22 protein-coding genes are annotated in these 18305 nt (G+C 67.4%); 8 read left to right on the top strand and 14 right to left on the bottom strand.

Going from position 1 to position 18305, the window contains the following annotated elements:
- Window positions 1–96: 96 nt before the first annotated feature.
- From ACQR1X_RS22505 to ACQR1X_RS22470, 8 genes are all read right to left on the bottom strand, one after another.
- Window positions 97–972, bottom strand: a complete 876-nt coding sequence (locus ACQR1X_RS22505; RefSeq protein WP_315805877.1) for a tyrosine-type recombinase/integrase — start codon at window positions 970–972, stop codon at window positions 97–99.
- 206 nt (window positions 973–1178) lie between these two features.
- Window positions 1179–1430, bottom strand: coding sequence for a DUF3551 domain-containing protein (locus ACQR1X_RS22500; RefSeq protein WP_434899578.1), 252 nt, complete (start codon window positions 1428–1430; stop codon window positions 1179–1181).
- 168 nt (window positions 1431–1598) lie between these two features.
- Complete coding sequence (locus ACQR1X_RS22495) at window positions 1599–2210, bottom strand: hypothetical protein (protein WP_434899577.1); 612 nt, start codon at window positions 2208–2210, stop codon at window positions 1599–1601.
- Between the two features lie 541 nt (window positions 2211–2751).
- Entirely contained in the window at window positions 2752–3447 is a 696-nt protein-coding gene (locus ACQR1X_RS22490) for a VIT1/CCC1 transporter family protein (RefSeq protein WP_434899576.1), read from the bottom strand.
- Between the two features lie 60 nt (window positions 3448–3507).
- Complete coding sequence (locus ACQR1X_RS22485) at window positions 3508–4056, bottom strand: cytochrome b (protein ID WP_434892002.1); 549 nt, start codon at window positions 4054–4056, stop codon at window positions 3508–3510.
- A gap of 109 nt (window positions 4057–4165) precedes the next feature.
- Window positions 4166–5584: a sensor histidine kinase gene (locus tag ACQR1X_RS22480; RefSeq protein ID WP_434892001.1), complete on the bottom strand. Its 1419-nt coding sequence runs from the start codon at window positions 5582–5584 to the stop codon at window positions 4166–4168.
- Window positions 5581–6246, bottom strand: coding sequence for a response regulator transcription factor (locus ACQR1X_RS22475; protein WP_315805354.1), 666 nt, complete (start codon window positions 6244–6246; stop codon window positions 5581–5583). The genes ACQR1X_RS22480 and ACQR1X_RS22475 overlap by 4 nt, the downstream gene beginning before the upstream one ends.
- On the bottom strand, window positions 6247–6552 hold the full coding sequence (locus ACQR1X_RS22470) for a PepSY domain-containing protein (RefSeq protein ID WP_315805353.1): 306 nt from the start codon (window positions 6550–6552) through the stop codon (window positions 6247–6249).
- Between the two features lie 346 nt (window positions 6553–6898).
- On the opposite strand from ACQR1X_RS22470, the gene ACQR1X_RS22465 reads away from it, so the two are divergent.
- The gene (locus ACQR1X_RS22465) at window positions 6899–7144 is read left to right on the top strand and encodes a hypothetical protein (RefSeq protein ID WP_316218807.1); all 246 of its coding nucleotides are present in this window, start codon (window positions 6899–6901) and stop codon (window positions 7142–7144) included.
- Window positions 7145–7179: 35 nt separating this feature from the next.
- On the opposite strand, the gene arsB is transcribed toward ACQR1X_RS22465, so the two are convergent.
- From arsB to ACQR1X_RS22445, 4 genes are all read right to left on the bottom strand, one after another.
- On the bottom strand, window positions 7180–8208 hold the full coding sequence (gene arsB / locus ACQR1X_RS22460) for an ACR3 family arsenite efflux transporter (RefSeq protein ID WP_316239287.1): 1029 nt from the start codon (window positions 8206–8208) through the stop codon (window positions 7180–7182).
- A 4-nt stretch (window positions 8209–8212) separates the two neighbouring features.
- Window positions 8213–8740: an arsenate reductase ArsC gene (locus tag ACQR1X_RS22455; protein ID WP_434847245.1), complete on the bottom strand. Its 528-nt coding sequence runs from the start codon at window positions 8738–8740 to the stop codon at window positions 8213–8215.
- On the bottom strand, window positions 8733–9095 hold the full coding sequence (locus tag ACQR1X_RS22450) for an ArsR/SmtB family transcription factor (protein ID WP_434872519.1): 363 nt from the start codon (window positions 9093–9095) through the stop codon (window positions 8733–8735). The genes ACQR1X_RS22455 and ACQR1X_RS22450 overlap by 8 nt, the downstream gene beginning before the upstream one ends.
- 91 nt (window positions 9096–9186) lie before the next feature.
- Window positions 9187–9837: a Crp/Fnr family transcriptional regulator gene (locus ACQR1X_RS22445; protein WP_434899575.1), complete on the bottom strand. Its 651-nt coding sequence runs from the start codon at window positions 9835–9837 to the stop codon at window positions 9187–9189.
- Window positions 9838–9913: 76 nt separating this feature from the next.
- On the opposite strand from ACQR1X_RS22445, the gene ACQR1X_RS22440 reads away from it, so the two are divergent.
- From ACQR1X_RS22440 to ACQR1X_RS22420, 5 genes are all read left to right on the top strand, one after another.
- Window positions 9914–10393 carry a hypothetical protein gene (locus tag ACQR1X_RS22440; RefSeq protein ID WP_434899574.1) on the top strand — a complete coding sequence of 160 codons (480 nt, stop codon included), beginning with the start codon at window positions 9914–9916 and terminating at the stop codon, window positions 10391–10393.
- A gap of 104 nt (window positions 10394–10497) precedes the next feature.
- A complete protein-coding gene (locus ACQR1X_RS22435; protein WP_315805346.1) occupies window positions 10498–10815 on the top strand; it encodes an ArsR/SmtB family transcription factor in 318 nt (105 codons plus the stop codon).
- Window positions 10816–10862: 47 nt separating this feature from the next.
- A complete protein-coding gene (locus ACQR1X_RS22430; protein ID WP_434883430.1) occupies window positions 10863–12227 on the top strand; it encodes an NAD(P)-binding domain-containing protein in 1365 nt (454 codons plus the stop codon).
- A gap of 43 nt (window positions 12228–12270) precedes the next feature.
- Window positions 12271–13458 carry an MFS transporter gene (locus tag ACQR1X_RS22425; RefSeq protein ID WP_434899573.1) on the top strand — a complete coding sequence of 396 codons (1188 nt, stop codon included), beginning with the start codon at window positions 12271–12273 and terminating at the stop codon, window positions 13456–13458.
- Window positions 13459–13619: 161 nt separating this feature from the next.
- On the top strand, window positions 13620–15194 hold the full coding sequence (locus ACQR1X_RS22420) for an EAL domain-containing protein (protein WP_315805343.1): 1575 nt from the start codon (window positions 13620–13622) through the stop codon (window positions 15192–15194).
- A 30-nt stretch (window positions 15195–15224) separates the two neighbouring features.
- Here the strand turns inward: ACQR1X_RS22420 and ACQR1X_RS22415 are convergent, their stop codons facing one another.
- Window positions 15225–15653: a CHRD domain-containing protein gene (locus ACQR1X_RS22415; protein ID WP_434899572.1), complete on the bottom strand. Its 429-nt coding sequence runs from the start codon at window positions 15651–15653 to the stop codon at window positions 15225–15227.
- Between the two features lie 206 nt (window positions 15654–15859).
- On the opposite strand from ACQR1X_RS22415, the gene ACQR1X_RS22410 reads away from it, so the two are divergent.
- Window positions 15860–16516, top strand: coding sequence for a TetR/AcrR family transcriptional regulator (locus ACQR1X_RS22410; protein WP_315805365.1), 657 nt, complete (start codon window positions 15860–15862; stop codon window positions 16514–16516).
- 2 nt (window positions 16517–16518) lie between these two features.
- Here the strand turns inward: ACQR1X_RS22410 and ACQR1X_RS22405 are convergent, their stop codons facing one another.
- Window positions 16519–17235: a GntR family transcriptional regulator gene (locus ACQR1X_RS22405; RefSeq protein ID WP_315805341.1), complete on the bottom strand. Its 717-nt coding sequence runs from the start codon at window positions 17233–17235 to the stop codon at window positions 16519–16521.
- A gap of 174 nt (window positions 17236–17409) precedes the next feature.
- Between ACQR1X_RS22405 and ACQR1X_RS22400 the strand changes: the two genes are divergently transcribed.
- A complete protein-coding gene (locus tag ACQR1X_RS22400) occupies window positions 17410–18303 on the top strand; it encodes a VOC family protein (protein ID WP_434837840.1) in 894 nt (297 codons plus the stop codon).
- The last annotated feature ends 2 nt before the right edge of the window (window positions 18304–18305 follow it).

Here is an 18305-nt window from a genome sequence, read left to right as displayed (position 1 = left end):
GCTGACATGGCCGGCATGGGCCTGACGCCATGCCGGACCATGGTCGCGGAAGATATCCGCAACCTCCAGAGCCGGACGAGACACGCAGGCCCCGCGTCAGCCGGGCGGCCGGGTCTCCTTCAGCTTGATCGCGATGTGCTCCAGCGGGCTCATGACCTCGCTGATCGTCTTGGTGGCGACCCGTGTATAGAGCGCGGTCGTATCGAGCTTGGCATGACCGAGCAGCACCTGGATCACGCGCACGTCGATGTTCTGCTCGAGCAGGTGGGTGGCGAAGCTGTGCCTCAAGGTATGCAGCGACACGCGTTTGTGAATCTCGGCCACCTGGGCCGCGGCATGACAAGCACGATTGAGCTGGCGCGTCGTCATCGGCTGCGCCGGGTCACGCCCTGGGAATAGCCAGCCCTGGGGACGGGCCGCCCTCCACCAGGCGCGCAGCAGGTCGAGCAGGCTCGGCGACAGCATGACATTGCGGTCCTTGCCGCCCTTGCCCTGCTCGACGCGGATGATCATGCGCTTGCTGTCGATATCGGAGATCTTGAGCGAGACGACCTCGTTGGCACGGAGGCCGGCGCCATAGGCCACGCTGAGCGCCGCCTTGTATTTGAGCCCGGGTGCCGCATCGAGCAGCCGCGCCACTTCCTCCACGCTCAGCACCACCGGCAGCTTGCGCGGCTGGTGGATGAAGTGGGTGTGCTCGACGATCTCGTGACGCCGCAGCGTGACCTTGAAGAAGAACCGCAAGGTCGAGACCGTCTGGTTGATGGTCGGCCCGCCGACGCCGCGCGATGCCAGATGGAGCTGATAGCGGCGCACGTCCTCGAAGCTGGCCAGATCCGGCGATCGTCCGAGGAAGGCTGCGAAGTCCTTGACCCGTTGCACGTAGTCATGTTGGGTCTTGGGCGCGAACTTGCGGATCGTCATGTCTTCGATCATGCGCCGCCGCAACGGGCTCATGGCCTCGTCGGTCATGGGGATGCTCCTGTCTTGGGTGAAGGTTGCGAACCCCTCATCTCAAGACAGGACGCCTCGCTGCGCTATCCTCTCAGCCGTGCTGCCGGCCGTCGTGCCCTACCGCGCGAGCGGTTTAGTCCTGTGGCCCATTTCGGACCTTTTGGTCGTCGCCGACGATGGCTGCTCCGTCGAAGATCGGGGTCTTGTCAGGCTGCAATCGGCGCCTACCGGGGAGGCCGACGCCGGCTTGGCTCAGACGGGCGTTGGGCATAGGGGTTCGGCAAGCACATGGCCGAAAGGCCCGCGGCCCCCGCTCTGCACGCCTCCCACGACCTGTACTGGCACGCGATCGTGCTGGACCCGCCCCACTCCCATGTCTGGAGGCACACCGGATCATTGCCATCGAACCGCTGAGCCGCGGCTGGAGCGGTTGCAAGCACGATGATCGAAGTCATGAGGAGAAGCGCGCGCGTCATCAGCCATCATGGCATGAGGCTGACCAATCCGAAAGGGTCCGCCGGCGCGGCCACGTCTACGCGCGCTTGATCCGCAGGCGCAGCGGGTTTCGGTATCCGCGTCGTCAGGTGACCCTCTCTTGCTCCACGGAAAGCAGGCGATCGCAGCTAGCTTCGGCGGCTCATGAGTCAGAAATAGGAGCGCGGCTGCTGCATCGTATGTTGGCCGAGGTAGCGTCTCACGGTCGAAAGATTTTTCGGTTCAGAAAGCTTCTCAAATACCTGATGCACCAATTCATCGTGATCGGAGGCAACCATTGCGACGGCGTCCCTCAGGTTTCTAAGCTGACGCCAGGAAAGAGCAGGCTCCGCTGCTGCCACCAAAGCCCAGAATACAGGGCGCCATAACCCGGTGTCGAAGGGCTTCGACGCCTGAAATATCGAAAACAGCGCCTCTGAACGACTCCCCATGTTTTCAATGGCGCTGGAGGCAGCGACGTACTTTATGAGAAGTTCTTTGGCGGGCGGCCCGTTGCCGCGCTCAAGATATGCCCTGATCGGCCATGCCGAGACGGCCACACGATTGAAAATATCCTCCTGACAGTCGGCTGCCAGAATCGCCTCTTCAAGAAGGCGGCTATACCTTTCATCGGGCCAATGGCGTGCGACGTGAGATAACGCCTGACACCTGAACCAAGGTGCTTCTATCCCCCTTGCGACGCTTAGCGCTTCGTCAGGGCGAGCAGATGCGAGGCGGATCGCGAGGTCTCTTGCTTTGGTCGGGGTCAGGGTCTTGCTCACCCAAACAGACTACCACAACTCCCCGCAACGGCCAATTGGATGGAAGTAACGTCGGATTCTGGCGTAAAGCTGAGCTATGCTGGTTCAAGGCTGACGCATGGTCTCAACCCAACGCCGTCGTCAGCCAGATCCGCAGAGCACCAACAGTCTCGAACTCGGCGAGCCTAAAGCTCTTTGCCACAGACAACGCCGCCGTAGGGTGGGCAAAGCGACGCCAAGGGCGGCGCGTGCCCACCATCGGTGGCGCTGGGTGTAGGCGGTGGGCACGGCGCGCGCGAAAGCTCGCCCGACAAGGCCGCATCCCGGCGCGCCTTTGCCCACCCTACGGCAGGTTGTTAGTTCAGCGTGCCATCAATCTTGACGCTGCTGGCAAAGCGGCGCGTGACCACCCATTGCCACCGCTCGAAGCGCGCGGTGGGCACGATGCGACGCGGCGTTGCCGCGTGCACCTCTTTGGCCGCCCTACGGCTCGGGAGACGCGGATCATAATCGCTGCCGGTGACCTTCGTCCGAACGGCCTAGACCGCAATCCCGCTCCACCTCACCCGAACAGATGCGCCAGCCAGAACGCGGCGCCGGCGGCGAGGCCGCCGACGAGGGCGGTCTGAAGCGCCGACTTGATCTTGTTGACGCCGGTGAAGTGGCCCTTGATGGCGCCGAAGATCAAGAGCGCAATGCCAGTGGCGATCACGGAGATGCGGAGCGCCGACGAGATGTCGGCCGCCAGCATGTAGGGGATCAGCGGGATCAAGCCGCCGATCACGTAGGAGCCGCCGATGGTCACGGCGCTGACCGGCGCGCGCTTCGGATCGGGGCGTTCGAGGCCGAGCTCGAAACGCATCATGAAGTCGACCCACCGCTTGCGATCGGACGCGATGGCGTCGACCACGGTGGTCAAGGCCTGGCCTTCGAGACCGTAGCCGCGGAAGATCGCGGCGACCTCCTCGACCTCGCGACCGCGAAGCTTCTCGATCTCGTCGTGCTCGCGCGTCTCCTCCGCGGCGTAGTGCTCGGCGTCGGAGCGGGCGGCGAGATAGCCGCCGAGCCCCATCGCGATCGCGCCGGCGACGACCTCGGCGAGGCCGGCCGTGACGATCACGTCGGTCTTGGCGACCGCCGCCGACAGACCGGCGGCGAGCGCGAACGGCACCGTGAGCCCGTCGGCCATGCCGATGACGACATCGCGGACGACCTCCGAGGCGGTGAAGTGCTTTTCGATATGCGGCGTTGCCGGCATGACGGCCTCCGATGGCGTGTTCGACGGAGGCCTTCTAGCAGGCCCGGATGACAGGCGCGATCACCGCAGTCCCGGCACCATCCGCCGCAGGGTGCGATCGTGCAGCCAGTAATGGTGCAGCAAGGCGGCGCCTGCGTGCAGGCCGATCAGGATCATCAGGCCATTGGCCAGCGCCTCGTGCATCTCCTTCATGTCGTGGGCGAAGCCGCGGTCGCCGACCCAGGGTGAGGCGATCTCGAACAGGCCGAACACCGGCAGGCCGTAGCCGCGGGCGAACTGGGTGAGAATGCCAAGCACCGGAATGGCGAACATGATGCCGTAGATCAGCAGATGCGTGATCTCGCCGGCATGAACGGTCCACGCGCCGAATTTGGTCGCTTCGGGCGTCGGCGGCGGATCGGCCAGGCGCCAGGCCAGGCGCGCCAGCGCGAAGCCCAGCATCGACAGCCCGAGCGAGACGTGCATGAACAGGCCCATGTCATGAGCGGGACGTGGCAGCACGTCGCCGAGATGGCCTGAAATCCAGGCCGCCGGCACCAGCACGGCGACGATCCAGTGCAGTGCGATCGCGACGGAGCCATACGTCTTGGCGGAGTTTCGAATGCGCATGATCAGCTTCCTTCGACCATTGGGCATCCCGCGCCGGCACGCCGGAGCACGGGGTGGCATGGCCGGAGGCAATAGCCGACCGGGGGCGTCGCGCCGCTGACGCGGGATGTCAGCCTGCTGTCAGAATGGACGGCGCCGGGGTGGCCTGGGACGTCGCGGGCTGCGGCCAGCGGAGTGCCGAGACGATGGCCGGCGCGATCGTGATCCGGGCGCCGCCGAGCTGGGAACGGCCGATCTGCAGCCGCCAGCCATAGGCTTCGAGCACGTCCTGCACGATCGCGAGCCCCAGCCCGCTGCCCGGACCCTGCTCGTCGAGGCGGCCGCCGCGCTCGAGCACGCGGCCGATCTTCGCGTCCGGAATGCCCGGACCGTCGTCCTCGACGGTGACGATCAGAGGGGTCGCACTGGCGACGATGCGAACCGTGCTCGCCGCGTGACGCGCGGCGTTCTCCAGGAGATTGCCGAGCACCTCGGCGAGATCGGTGCGGTCCATGCCGACGCGCAGGCTTGGGGGCACCTGGCCATCGAAGCTGACATGGGCGGCCGCCGGCGTGCGGCCGAGCGTCCCGAGCAGCGCATTCACCAGCGGCGCCAGCTCGGTCGCGGCCTCCGGCCCACCGCGGGCCTTGCCGCGCAGCCGCGCCAGCGCCAGCTCGCGATCGACCTGCCGGCTCATCGCCTCGGCGACATCCTCGACATTGCGCGCCAGCTCGAGCTGGCCGAGCTCCCGCAACCGCGCCGCGTCGGCCGCGAGTGCGGCGAGCGGCGTCTTGAAGCCGTGGGCGAGATCGGCCGCACGGCTGCGCGAGCGCATGATCTCGCGGCTCTGCGCATCGAGCAGCGCGTTGACCTCGTCGACCAGCGGCGCCACCTCGGTCGGCACGTCCACGGGAAGATGCTGGCGCCGACCGCTGCGGATCTCGGCGACGCCACGGCGCAGCACGCCGAGCGGACGCAGCCCGAGCGTGACCTGAACCGAGGTGCCGACGGCGAGGATGACGGCCAGCACGGCGAGCGCGATCGACAGATCCTTGGCGAAGGTCCGCACCGCGCTGGTGGCGCCGTCGAGGTCATAGGCCACGGCCGCGCGCACGCGGGTCTGGCTTTCCGGATTCATCAGGATGCCGCGCTCGGCGACCAGCACGTGTTCGCCATCCGGCCCGGCGAGCTCATGCTGATGCACGTCGCTCGGTCCGGGCTCGTCGATGGGCAGCGGCAGGATGGTGTCCCACAGCGAGCGCGAGCGCAGCAACTGGCCGTGATCGTCCGAGATCTGCCAGTACAGCCCCGACAGCGGCACCACGAAGCGCGGATCGGCCGGCGGCCGCGCCACCACGATGCGCCCTTCCGCATCGACCTCGAGGCCGTTCAGCAATTGGCGCAGGTGGATGTCGAGATCGGAGGCGAGCGTACGCGCGACGTGGCGCTTGAACAGCACGACCATGCCGAAGCCGGCGACGCCGAGCGCGACCAGCAGCGCGATGGTGCCCGCCGCCACCAGTCGCAGCCGCAGCGAGCCGAGCCTCATTCCGTCGTCTCCGGGATCATGTAGCCGAAGCCGCGGCGGGTCTCGATGATGTCGGCGCCGAGCTTCTTGCGCACGCGCCGGATCAGCACCTCGAGCGCGTTGGAGTCGTGCTCGTGGCCGAGACCGTAGACGTTCTCCTCCAGCTCATGCTGCGGCACGACGCGGCCGCTCTGCCGCAGCAGATAGGCGATCAGCCGGTATTCGAGCTGCGACAGCGTCACCGGCACGCCGGACAGGCTGACCTTCATCTGGCGCTCGTCGAGCATCAGGTCGCCCGACGAAAGCACCGGAGCGGCATGGCCGGCGGAGCGCCTGATGATCGCGCGCAGTCGCGCCAGCAGCTCCTCGTTGCGAAACGGCTTCGGCAGATAATCGTCGGCGCCGGCATCGATGCCGTCGACCCGCTCGGCCCAGCTCGCGCGCGCCGTCAGGATCAGCACCGGCATATGCCGAGCCGCGCCGCGCCAGCGCTTCAGCACCGACAGGCCGTCCATGCCGGGGAGGCCGAGATCGAGGATCACGGCGCCATAATCCTCCGTGTCGCCGAGAAACCAGGCCTGCTCGCCGTTGTCGGACGTTTCGACCAGATAGCCCGCCGCCTGCAGCGTCCGCGCCAGGTCGGACGACAGCCGCGGATCGTCCTCGACCAGCAGCACACGCATCTATTTTTCCTCGATCCGCTCGATCTCGCCGCTGCGCGCATCGACATAGACCTCGCGCACGCGGCCATCACGGCCGATCACCCGAAACTCATACCGCCAGCGGCCACGCTGGCGGTCGACATCGATTCCCATCACGTCGCCGGCGATCCGGCCGCGCAATCTCGGCAGGATCTGCGACAGCGGCAGGACGTCGCCCGCCTCCACCGCGCGACGCACGGCATCACGGCGCTCGCGATCGTCCTCGCGCGCCACCGTCGCCGCGGACGCCGCCGTCGAGATCAGCATCGCAAATGCCGTGATGCGCATGAACCGTCCGATTTGAGGCAAATGCATGATCTTCCCGGGGCCTGACGCTCTGATCTTCAAAGCTCGTCGTCATTCGTTGCGCGCGCGCCACTGGGTTCGAATTGCGGGGGGCGACTTGCGGAGCGTTCGCAGATGCTAAGGAGCTGGTGCGGATTTTAGTTTGAACTTCCGATGTCGGAATTGCGCTCAGGCCGATGCGCGGGTGGAAACTCGCAAGGGATCGGCATCCTGCCCGAGACAAGCTGACGTCTCGCTGACTCAACCTGACAGGATGCCGTCAGCCTCGTTGCGACATGATCCCGCCCGGACGGAGCGAGCCGGGGGCGCGGTGAGTTCGGAGACGAGAATGCGTAAGACGATGACATTGGCAGCCGTGCTGGCGGGGCTGGGCGGCCTCTTGGGGATGTCACAAGCCGGCCGGGAGACGGCACCCACGCTGGTGCCGGTGGCCCGTGCCGATGTCGGCACCCTGGCGGCCTATGCGCATCTCGCGGCGCTGCATGCGCGGGCCGACAGCCAGCTGCTGAGCTACGAGCCCGCGCGCCGGGACCGCGAAGGCGACGACGACGATCAGGACGAGCCGCGGCGGTGAGGCGAACCGGCTTCTGACCAAGGCACGGACCAAGGCTAGGCCGGCAGGCCCGCTTCGTACCAGCGACGCGTCGCCTTGACGATGCGCACGACCGAGAGCATCACGGGGACTTCGACGAGAACCCCGACGACGGTCGCGAGCGCAGCCCCCGAGTCGAGCCCGAACAGGCTGATCGCGGCGGCAACCGCCAGCTCGAAGAAATTGCTGGCGCCGATCAAGGCGGCTGGAGCCGCGACGCACCAGGCCACGCCGAGCCGGCGGCTCAGCCAATAGGCGATCCCCGCGTTCAGATAGACCTGGATCAGGATCGGCACGGCCAGGATCGCGATGACGACCGGCTGCTTCAGGATCTGCTCGCCCTGGAAGCCGAACAGCAGCACGAGCGTCCCGAGCAGCGCCACGAGCGAGACCGGTTGCAGCACCCGCAAGGCGCGCTCCAACGCCCCGTCCGTGCTACGCAGCAACGCACGGCGCCAGAGTTGCGAGACGATGACCGGCACGACGATATAGAGCAGCACCGACAGCAGCAGGGTTGTCCAGGGCACCGAGATCGAGGCGACGCCGAGCAGCAGGCCCACCAGCGGCGCAAACAGGAACACCATGATGACGTCGTTGAGCGCGACCTGGCTCAGCGTGTAGTGCGGCTCGCCGTCGCACAGATTCGACCAGACGAACACCATCGCCGTGCACGGCGCCGCCGCCAGCAGGATCAGACCCGCCACGTAGGACGACAACTGGCCTGCGGGAAGCATCGGCGCGAACACGTGGCCGATGAAGATGCTGCCGAGCAGAGCCATCGAAAACGGCTTGATCGCCCAGTTCACGATCAGGGTGACGCCGATGCCCCGCCAATGCTCCTTCACGTTGCCGAGCGCGGCGAAATCGATCTTCAGCAGCATCGGGATGATCATCAGCCAGATCAGGGCCGCGACCGGCAGATTGACCCGCGCCACCTCCGCCGACGCGACAGCCGCGAACAGCCCCGGCATCAGATGGCCGAGACCGATACCGACGACGATGCAGAGCAGGACCCAGACCGTCAGATAGCGCTCGAAGATCGTCATCGGATCAGGCCACGTCGGAGCGGAACGACGTTGCGCCCTCGCCGGTCCCGATCTCGCGCAGCCGCGTGCCGAGCGACATCGAATCGATGCGGCCGAGCGGCAGATTGATGAAGGCGTCGATCCGGTTCTTCAGATAGCGGAAGGCGGTCGTGAACGCCGCGAGCTTCTCCAGCTCCGTGCCTGCGGCCGCCGCCGGATCCTCGATGCCCCAATGCGCGGTCATCGGCTGCCCCGGCCAGATCGGGCACGCCTCGCCGGCGGCGTTGTCGCAGACCGTGAAGACGAAATCCATCGCCGGCGCGCCGGCGGCGGCGAACTCGCTCCAGCTCTTCGAGCGCAGATCGTCGGTCGGATAGTCCATGCGCGCGAGCGTCTCGAGTGCCAACGGATGCACCGCGCCCTTCGGCGTGCTGCCGGCGGAGAAGGCGTGGAAGCGGCCGGCGCCGTCCTTGCGCAGGATCGACTCGGCCAGCACCGAGCGCGCCGAATTTCCGGTGCAGAGGAACAAGACATTGTAGATGCGGTCAGACACGGCTCTTCTCCTTGCGCTTCGGCGCACAGCACGGGGTGAGACTTGCGATGACGGGTGCGCAGACCTCCGGCCGGCCGCCGCAGCAGTCCTGCAGCAGAAACAGCGCGACCTCGCGAAACTGCGTGAGATCGGCCCGGTAGACGATCGAGCGGCTGTGCCTGATCGAGCTGACGAGGCCGGCGCGCGCGAGCACGGCGAGATGCGCCGACAGCGTGTTCTGCGGCACCTCCAGCAGACGCGCGAGTTCGCCCGCCGGCAGCCCGTCGGGCTCGTGCTGCACCAGAGTGCGGAAGGCCTGCAGGCGCGTCGGCTGCGCCAGCGCCGCCAAGGCCAGAACGGCTTGTTCGTTTTCCATATATCCAGAATTATCGATATAACCAGCAAACGTCAAGGCCGGCCGCACCAGGAATGCACGACGGAGCGAGAGGCTCCGCAGACTGGAAGGCTCATCGCAAGCGCAGGCGGGTGCCGTCGACGATGAGTTCGCCGTGCTGCGCCATGCGCGCCAGCGCGCGATAGAGCGCTTCATGGGTGACGCCGAGCTCGGCGGCCCAGTCCTTCTTCGACCGGCCGAGCTCGACCTCGCCGCCCTCCCCTTCGGTCTCGATGAAATGCACGATCCGCTCGCGCGCCGTCTTCAGGCTGAGCCGCTCCGACTGCGCCCGGACCTTGCGCAACTCGCGGGCGAGATGATCGCACCATCGGTCCCCGATCTCGGGACGGCGCAGCGCCTCGGCGAAGGCCTTGCGGTCGATCGCCAGCAGCGCCGAATCCTGCGCCGCGACGGCGTCGCAATGATACGTCGACTGGTCGAGGCTGGCCTCTGCGAGAAAGCCCCGGCGGGCCCGCTGCAGGACGATGTCGTCGCCGGCGCGCGAGCGGCGCACCAGCCTCACCTCGCCGGTCAGCACGAAGAACATCGCCCGCGGCCGATCACCCCGACAGAACACCGTGCCCTGGCGCGGCACATGGATGCGCCGGGTCCGCAACCGCGCGGCCGCGGGCAGCGCGGCGAGCAACGGCGACAGCCGTGCAAGAGCGCGCCAGTCGAGCGGCGGGCGCGTGCCCTCGGGCGGGAGATGGTCAATCCTCGGCATATGATCTGGATCATATGCGCCGTCCGGCTGCGCGGTCTAGGGAAGACGTCACCGCGTTCGCTCAATGGAGGTCCTCATGCGCCTGCGTCTCGCCGCCGTTACGCTGGCCCTCGTCGCATCCGCCGGCATCGCGACGGCGCAGCACCATGGCCATCACGACCACGCCAGCCATGGGGCGCTTCCGCCAGACCCGCGCGAGCGCGTGGCGTTTCCGCCCGATCTCGCCGAGCATACGCTTGCCAACATGCGCGACCATCTGCTGGCGCTGCAGCAGATCAACGACGCGCTCGCGGCGGGCGAGCCGGACAAGGCCGGCCAGATCGCCGAGCAGCGCCTCGGCATGAGCTCGCTGCGGCTGCACGGCGCCGCCGAGGTGGCCGGGTTCATGCCCCAGGGCATGCAGGAGGCCGGCACCACCATGCACAAGGCGGCGAGCCGCTTCGCCATCGAAGCGCAGAATGCGGGCGTGACCGGCGACCTCAAGCCGGCGCTGAAGGCGCTCGGCGAGACGATGGCGGCCTGCGTGGGCTGCCATGCCGGCTACCGGCTGCGATAGCGCGCCGGACAGCCTCCCGCCGCCGATGCATCGCGGCGCGTTATTTCCATTATTCTAGAAATAACGTTTGACTCGGGCATCCCGCATGCCGCATCCTCCACGCCATGAAGCTCGATGACGCCGCTGCCCGCCTGGAAGCCCTCGGCAACACCACGCGCCTGAAGATCTACCGCGCGCTGGTGCGCGCCGGGCATGCCGGGATGCCGGTCGGCCGATTGCAGGAGCGGCTGAAGATCCCGGCCTCGACGCTGTCGCACCACGTCAAGACGCTGGTCGCGGTCGGGCTGATCTCGCAGCAGCGCGAGGGCACCACGCTGGTCTGTCACGCCGAATACGACGTGATGCGCTCCCTGCTCGGCTTCCTCGTCTCCGAATGTTGCGCTGAGGAGCAAGGCTGCGGCACCGAGAGGCCGGCCGCCTGATCATTTGACAAATAATTCGATGATTCTAGAAATATGGGAGGAATAGCGTGATGGATGCCAAGACGGTTGCGATCATCGGCGCCGGCCCGGTCGGGCTGGCGGCCGCCGCCCACGCGCTGGCGCGCGGCCTGACCCCGGTCGTGCTGGAAGCAGGTCCGGAAGCCGCGCATGCGGTGCGGCAGTGGCAGCACGTCCAGCTGTTCTCGCCGTGGAAGTACAACATCGACAGCGCGGCGGCGCGGCTGCTGGCGGCGACGGGATGGACTTCGCCCGAGCCCGAGGCCTATCCGACAGGGCGCGAGCTGATCGAATCCTATCTCGCGCCGCTTGCAACGCGCACCGCGCTGCGCGACGTCATCAGAACCTCGCATCGCGTCACCGCGATCGGCCGCGCCGGCTTCGACAAGGCCAGGTCGAAGGGACGCGCCGATGCGCCGTTCGAGATTCGCGCCCACAACGGCAAGGGCGAGGCGGCGCTGCAGGCCGACGCCGTCATCGATGTCTCCGGCGCCTGGTTCTCGCCCAATCCTGCCGGCCATAGCGGGCTGCCCGCGCTCGGCGAAGCCGCGCATGCGGCGCGCATCGCCTACGCGATGCCGGACGTCCGCGGCGCGCAGCGCAGCCGCTATGCCGGCAAGACGGTCGCGGTGCTCGGCGCCGGCCACTCGGCGATCGGCACCTTGATCGATCTGGCCGCATTGGCCGAGGTCGCGCCGGGCACGCGGGCGATCTGGCTGCTGCGCGGCGACGATCCCGCGAAGGCATTCGGCGGCGGCAGCGCCGACCAGCTCGCCGCGCGCGGCGAGCTCGGCCTGGCCTTTGCCGCGCTGGTGCGTTCGGGCCGCATCCGGCTCGAGTCCGGCTTCGGCGTCATCGGGATCACCGATGAGGACGGCCGGTTGCGGATCGATGCCGCGGGCGACCGCCACGTCACCGCCGACGAGCTGATCGTCGCCACCGGCTTCCGCCCCGATCTGTCGCTGCTGGCGGAGCTGCGCCTGCGGCTCGATCCCGCGATCGAGGCCCCTGTGGCGCTCGCGCCATTGATCGATCCGAACGAACATTCCTGCGGCACGGTGCGGCCGCATGGCGCACGCGAGCTGGCGCAGGCCGACGAGCCCGGGCTCTATCTCGCCGGCATGAAGAGCTATGGCCGCGCGCCGAACTTCCTGATGATGACGGGCTATGAGCAGGTCCGTTCGATCACCGCCGACATCGCCGGCGACAAGGCCGCCGCGCATCGTGTCGAGTTGAAGCTGCCGGAGACCGGCGTCTGCACCCGCGGCGGAGTGGAGAGCATTGCAGCCCTGCCCGGCTGCTGTGGCGGACCGGCGCCATCGGGCGTAGACAGTTGCTGTGCCGATGACGCCAAAGCCAAGCTGGCTGGCCGCAGCGGCTGCGGCTGCTCATGACGCCGAGACTTCGTGACCCAGAACTGAGGAGAGGTCGACGGGAATGCAGGCAAGACGGCTGGGCGTGGTCATCGCTCTCGGCACCGCCCAGACGCTGGCCTGGGGATCGAGCTACTATCTTCCGGCCATCCTCGCCGACCCGATCGCGAGGGATCTCGGCCTGTCCAACAACTGGTTCTTCGCCGCCTTTTCCGCCTCGCTGATCATCTCCGGCCTGTTGGGTCCGCGCATCGGCCGCCAGATCGACCGCGTCGGCGGCCGCCAGGTGCTGTGCGCCTCCAACATCGTGCTGGCGATCGGGCTCGCGCTGCTCGGCCTGTCGCATTCGCTGTGGGTGATGGCGCTGGCGTGGCTGTGGCTCGGCGTCGGCATGGGGCTCGGCCTCTATGATGCCGCGTTCGGCGCGCTCGGTCGCATCTATGGCAAGGATGCGCGCGGCGCGATCACCGGCATCACCCTGATCGCGGGCTTTGCCTCCACCGTCGGCTGGCCGCTGAGCACCTGGGGGCTCACCACCATCGGCTGGCGCGAGACCTGCTTTGCCTGGGCGATCGCACATCTCGTGATCGGCCTGCCGCTCAATCTGTCGCTGCCGCGTGCCACCGCGATGGCGCCCGGCGAGATGCCGACGGGCAAGCCGAACATTCCGCTCGATCGTCCCATGATCCTGATCGCGTTCGCGATGGCGGCGGCCTGGACCGTGACCGCGGCGATGGCGGTGCATCTGCCGCGGCTGATGCAGGCCTTCGGCGCAACCCCTGCACAGGCGCTGTTCGCGGGCATGATGATCGGGCCGGCGCAGGTCGCTGCGCGCGTGTTCGAGGCCGGCTTCCTCAGCCGCTTCCATCCGCTCGCCTCGGCGCGGCTCGCCTGCATCACCCATCCGATCGGCGCCGTGACGATCGGGCTGTTCGGCGGCGGCGCGGCGGCGGCCTTCGCGCTGCTGCACGGCTCCGGCAACGGCATCCTGACCATTGCTCGCGGCACGCTGCCACTCGCGATCTTCGGCCCCGTCAACTACGCCTACCGGCTCGGCCTGATCGGGGCGCCGTCGCGGATCTGCCAGGCCTTCGCGCCGCTGCTGTTCGGCCTGCTCATCGACGGGCTCGGCCGCGGCGTGCTGATCGTGTCGGCGAGCCTGAGCCTGTCGGCGCTCGCCGCCCTGATGCTGCTGCCGGCCGAGCGCGCCGAGACGGCGATGCCGCTCGACACCACCGACAAGGCGGCCTGAGCCGGTAGCCCTTCATTAACCAGCTTCCTGCGCTCACGGCCCACCGTGCCGCTGCGGACGGGCATCCATGAGCGCATATACGGAAAGTTGAAGGTTGGATTGAAGGATACCCGTGGTCATACGGGGGCGTTCACGACACGATGGCATTGCAACGTAAACACATGCTTCGTGTCGCGGCGGTGGTCGCCTGCGTCGGGATCTTCCTGGCCGGCGCCGATCTCGCCGTGACCGCGCTGATCGGCAACCAGACCGCGCGGCAGCTCAGCGAGCTCAGCAAGCTGGCGCTGCGCCGTTCCGAGGCCGCGATCGACTCGGCCGGATCGATCCTGAACCGTCTGATCGCGAAAGGACCGATGGACTGCAGCGCCGTCGCGCTGCAGGCGCTGCGCCTTCACGTCTATCAAGGCACCATCATCAAGGACATCCGCACCGTCGATCGCGACGGCGCGGTCAAGTGCGCGGCCTATTCCGAAACACTGGAATTCGACAATGGCTGGGCGCGGCGCGACGAGATGTTCAAGTCCGCCGACGGCGAGCTGCGGCTGTTCCGCGTCGAGCAGTTCACCGGCGCCGCGTTCGGCGTGATGCGCGACATCGACCCGCAACGGTCGCTGGCGGCGATCCTGCGCATCGACGGCAATCTGCTGGACGTGATGCCGGTCGGCCTGCGCGCCGAGAGCAACGTCACCCTGACTTTGCCCGATGGCGAGCAGGTGGCCGGCTATCATCCCGACGCATCCGCCAGATCGCCGGCGCAGACCGTCGCGTTCACCACCGTGTCCGACCGCTATCCGCTGCAGGCCACGATCCATGTGCGGCCGCAGAGCCTGAGCGCGCGCGGCGACCTCGCTTATCTCCTGACGATGCTCGCCGCCGGCACGCTGGGCGGCATGTTCGGCCTGCTGCTGGCGAGCTACCTCAGCCGGCCGGTGGACCCGGTCGCCGAGCTCGACCGCGCGCTCGCGGCCAACGAGTTCAAGCCCTATGTGCAGCCGACCTTCCGACTGAAGACCGGCGACATCGTCGGCTGCGAGATCCTGGCGCGCTGGGAGAAGCCGGACGGCCGGCTGATCCCGCCGATGAGCTTCATCCCGCTCGCCGAGAGCTCCGGCCGCATCGAGAGACTGACCTGGCAGCTCCTCAAGACCGCCTTGCGCGAGCTGCAGCCGGAGATGAAGCAGGACAAGCTGTTCAAGCTGTCCGTCAACGTCACCCCGCGCCACCTGCTCGGCGACCGCTTCATCGACGATCTGCGCAAGACGGTCGCGTCGTCATCGGTCTCCACCCGCCAGGTCGTGCTCGAGGTCACCGAGCGCGAGGAGCTCGCCGATCTCGCCAAGGCGACTGATGTCGTGAAGGAGCTCAGCGAGCTCGGCTTCCGCGTCGCACTCGACGACGTCGGCATCGGCCATAGCGGCCTGTCCTATATCCAGCGGCTCGGCGCGCGCATCCTGAAGATCGACAAGTTCTTCGTCGACGCGATCACCCGCGACCAGTCCGCCATCGTGGTGGTGCAGATGCTGGTGGCGCTGGCGCGCGAGCTCGACATGTCCGTGGTCGCCGAGGGCATCGAGCATCAGGAGCAGGTCGATGCGCTGATCGCCTGCGGCGTCGAGGAAGGCCAGGGCTATCTGGTTGCGCCGCCGCTGTCGCTCGGGCGCTTCAAGCAGTTCCTCGACGTGCGCCGGGCCTCGGCCGTTCCCGGCCAGGCCGGCGAACCGGAACTGGCCGCGTGACGGCGAGCCCGCGCGCGTCGGGCACGCGCCTCACTGCCGGGTCATCTGTCCGCGAATCTCGCCGCCTGGGTTCGCCTGGGTATGAACGTTGGCGTACCATTTGCCGGCCAGCAGATCGGCCGCCTGAGCGTCCGTGATGACGGCCGAACCGGTAATCGGGGTCTCCGGGCTCTTGAACGGCAGCACGATGCCGGCATTCTTGCCGGGCTCGCTGGGACCGTGGAAATGCGCTCCCATCGCCGGCCCGGTGAGGCCCGAATAGGTAACCTTCCAGCTCAGCGTCCTGGTGGCGGTGTCGAAGCTCGCTTCGGCCGCGCCCGACGCGGTGGACGCGTTCGGCGGCACCTCGTTGGCGGCCTTGAGCTCGGACTTCAAGATGACGGTTTCAGCGCGCGCAATCGGCGCGGCCGCGACGCAGGCGACCGCGAGCAACGACAAATGAACGAATGTCCGTCCCATAGTTTCCTCCTAAATCGTTTTGTGCAGTCTCAGTGTTCGAGACCCCACGGGCAAGCCGATATTCCGTGGAACGCGTTAACGCCCCAGGCATGAGCAGCGGCCCCCGGCCGCGTTGATTGAACAATCCGGACCCCTGTGCCAAACAGGACGGGAACACAAAGGCCGCGAAAGAAAGCCTCGAAAGAAAGAAAGCCATGGCGGATCGAATGGTTGCTTCCAAGACGGCGCGCGGCAAGGTGGGGCGGCCTCCGCTCGAACGTGCCGGCGAGGTCGAGGAGCGCATTCTCGATGCGGCAAAGACGGTGTTCCTCGCAAACGGCTTCGAAGGCGCGAGCGTCGACGAAATCGCGCAGACCGCGCGTGCCGGCAAGCCGACCATCTACGCGCGATTTCCCAGCAAGGCCGCGCTGTTCGCGGCCGTGATCGCCCGCCATGCCGCGCGCAACACCCAATATGAGAACCTGGTGCCGCAGGGCCGCACCTTCCGCGCCCGGCTGATCAGCCTCGGACTCACCCTGATCGAGCGCGCCTTCGTCGAAGACACGATCGGCCTGATGCGGACCGCGATTGCGGAAAATCCGCGGTTTCCCGAGCTGACGCTCGAGATCCAGGACACCGCGCGCAAGCGCGCCACCTGCAATGTGAGCCATGCGATCGGCGAGCTCGCGCGCGCCGAAGGCCTTGCCGGCAAGGGCGCGTTCTCGGCCGATCGCATCGAGGACAGCGCACGGATCTTCCTCGATCTCGTCGTGTTCGCCGTGCTGATCCGCAGCCTGCTCGGCGAGGACATGCGCACCCTGAAGAAGGAAGCCCAGGCGCATGTCGAGAAGCGCGTCGACTTCTTCCTCGCCGCGACGACGTGATCCTAAATCTGCTTGTCCTTGCGCAGCTCCGGAAAGATCGTCTCGTCCTGCAGGATCACGTCGGCGGTGCGCTGATAGTGCGCCGTGAGCAGCGCAACCGCGCGTTCGGTGTCGGCGTCAAGCACGGCGTTCACGATGTCGGCGTGCTCGTCGCCGACGGGGCGTGACGGAAACGCCTTGCGGATCGACAGCCGGCGGTAGCGATAGAGCTGGTCGGCAAGCTGGCCGCAGAACGCGATCAGCGACTGCGAGCCGCAGTTCGAGATCAGGACCCGATGATAGATCCGGTGCAGCCTCTCCCACTCCGGATTGTCCTCGAACGTGGTCGCGCTGAGCGAGCGCGGCGCGCGGCTGAGCCGATGCTGCGCCAGCACCAGTTGCTCCTCCCAATCAGGCGTCGCCGCCGCCATCGACTCGCGCAGCGCCAGCGCCTCGACCCAGCAGCGCGTCTTGGTCAACTCGGCGAGCTCGGCGCGGCTGATGTCCTTGACGTAGAAGCCGCGCTGCTCGCGCACCTCGACCAGTCCGTCGGCAGTGAGGCGGTTGAGCGCCTCGCGCAGCGGTGTCTGCCCGGTCTGATAGGTCTCGGTCAAAAACCGCATCTGCAGCTTGCGCGACGGCGCCAGCCGGCCGGACAGCAGGTCCTCGCGCAGCCGGTCATACACATGACTCGCCTGCGTCGACGGGCCCTGCCCCTCGGCCTCCAAAACCGCATCCACGCCCGATCTCCTCTGAATCAGACGACATGTATAGAGCGAGGCTACAGAACATAAAATTTATAAATTCTGATTGATTCCTATTTTTTATGTAATAAAAAGGACGAGCCGGTTCTGCCGGCCAGGGATAGAAACGTCGCGCGTCCTCACCCGGGCATCGCGCAGGAGGACACGCTCATGACCCGGTTTCCGGTCGCGGCTCTGCGCAGCGTCGATCTGGGCACGCCAGATCTCGCGCGTTCGGAAGCGTTCTATCGACAGACCTGGGGGCTGGAGCGCGTCGCGGAGGCCCGCGGCATCGTCTATCTCCGTGCGACCGGCAGCGATCATCATGTCGTAGCGCTGCACCAGAGCGAGCGTACCGAGTTGAAGGCGGTGACTTTCCGCCTCGCCGAGTCCAGTGATTTCGATGCCGTCAGCCGCAACGCCATCCATGAAGGCGCGACGCTGATCGCAGCGCCAGCGCCGAACCCCGGTCCCGACGGCGGCGTGATCATGAGCCTGCGCGGCCCCGAAGGCGGCGTGCTGCGCTTCGTTCATGACGACCTCAGGCACGACACCAGGCCACCGCGGCCCGAGTTCCCCGAGCGGCTCGCCCACGTCAATCTCAACAGCACCGACGTCGATCGCACGGCTGCGTTCTACGAGAAGGCGCTCGGCTTCAAGCTGACCGATCGCTCCGCGGCGATGGCGTTCGTCCGCTGCAACTCCGATCACCATGCGGTGGTGATCGCCGCCGCCAAGGTCAACGGCCTCAACCACGTCGCCTTCCTGATGCCGACCTGGGAAGGCGTGATGCGCGGCGCGGGCCGCATGATCGATGCCGGTCATCCGATCGCCTGGGGCGTCGGCCGCCACGGCCCCGGCGACAATGTCTTCGCCTACTTCATCGATCCCGTCGGGACCGTGATCGAATACACCGCCGAGGTGCTGCAGGTCGACGACGACTACGTCGTGCGTGGGCCGGAGCATTGGGTCTGGCCGCCCGGCCGCACCGACCAATGGGGCATCGCGCCGCCCAAGGCCGAGCACGTCAAGGCCGCGCAGCTCGCGGTCGGCTACGCCGCCTGACT

It is taken from the genome of Bradyrhizobium sp. HKCCYLRH3073 (assembly GCF_051167995.1).
Lineage (GTDB): Bacteria > Pseudomonadota > Alphaproteobacteria > Rhizobiales > Xanthobacteraceae > Bradyrhizobium.
This window is presented reverse-complemented; position numbering and strand designations above follow the sequence as displayed.

What these genes read in the sequence shown, in the direction of transcription:
- ACQR1X_RS22425 (WP_434899573.1), top strand. Translation starts at nt 12,271, where the DNA reads ATGCAGGCAAGACGGCTGGGCGTGGTCATCGCTCTCGGCACCGCCCAG.
- ACQR1X_RS22475 (WP_315805354.1), bottom strand. Translation starts at nt 6,246, where the DNA reads ATGCGTGTGCTGCTGGTCGAGGACGATCCGCGGCTGTCGTCCGACCTG.
- ACQR1X_RS22445 (WP_434899575.1), bottom strand. Translation starts at nt 9,837, where the DNA reads ATGCCGAGGATTGACCATCTCCCGCCCGAGGGCACGCGCCCGCCGCTC.
- ACQR1X_RS22440 (WP_434899574.1), top strand. Translation starts at nt 9,914, where the DNA reads ATGCGCCTGCGTCTCGCCGCCGTTACGCTGGCCCTCGTCGCATCCGCC.
- ACQR1X_RS22490 (WP_434899576.1), bottom strand. Translation starts at nt 3,447, where the DNA reads ATGCCGGCAACGCCGCATATCGAAAAGCACTTCACCGCCTCGGAGGTC.
- arsB (WP_316239287.1), bottom strand. Translation starts at nt 8,208, where the DNA reads ATGACGATCTTCGAGCGCTATCTGACGGTCTGGGTCCTGCTCTGCATC.
- ACQR1X_RS22470 (WP_315805353.1), bottom strand. Translation starts at nt 6,552, where the DNA reads ATGCGCATCACGGCATTTGCGATGCTGATCTCGACGGCGGCGTCCGCG.
- ACQR1X_RS22465 (WP_316218807.1), top strand. Translation starts at nt 6,899, where the DNA reads ATGCGTAAGACGATGACATTGGCAGCCGTGCTGGCGGGGCTGGGCGGC.
- ACQR1X_RS22410 (WP_315805365.1), top strand. Translation starts at nt 15,860, where the DNA reads ATGGTTGCTTCCAAGACGGCGCGCGGCAAGGTGGGGCGGCCTCCGCTC.
- ACQR1X_RS22500 (WP_434899578.1), bottom strand. Translation starts at nt 1,430, where the DNA reads ATGACGCGCGCGCTTCTCCTCATGACTTCGATCATCGTGCTTGCAACC.
- ACQR1X_RS22505 (WP_315805877.1), bottom strand. Translation starts at nt 972, where the DNA reads ATGACCGACGAGGCCATGAGCCCGTTGCGGCGGCGCATGATCGAAGAC.
- ACQR1X_RS22420 (WP_315805343.1), top strand. Translation starts at nt 13,620, where the DNA reads ATGCTTCGTGTCGCGGCGGTGGTCGCCTGCGTCGGGATCTTCCTGGCC.
- ACQR1X_RS22480 (WP_434892001.1), bottom strand. Translation starts at nt 5,584, where the DNA reads ATGAGGCTCGGCTCGCTGCGGCTGCGACTGGTGGCGGCGGGCACCATC.
- ACQR1X_RS22435 (WP_315805346.1), top strand. Translation starts at nt 10,498, where the DNA reads ATGAAGCTCGATGACGCCGCTGCCCGCCTGGAAGCCCTCGGCAACACC.
- ACQR1X_RS22400 (WP_434837840.1), top strand. Translation starts at nt 17,410, where the DNA reads ATGACCCGGTTTCCGGTCGCGGCTCTGCGCAGCGTCGATCTGGGCACG.
- ACQR1X_RS22485 (WP_434892002.1), bottom strand. Translation starts at nt 4,056, where the DNA reads ATGCGCATTCGAAACTCCGCCAAGACGTATGGCTCCGTCGCGATCGCA.
- ACQR1X_RS22415 (WP_434899572.1), bottom strand. Translation starts at nt 15,653, where the DNA reads ATGGGACGGACATTCGTTCATTTGTCGTTGCTCGCGGTCGCCTGCGTC.
- ACQR1X_RS22450 (WP_434872519.1), bottom strand. Translation starts at nt 9,095, where the DNA reads ATGGAAAACGAACAAGCCGTTCTGGCCTTGGCGGCGCTGGCGCAGCCG.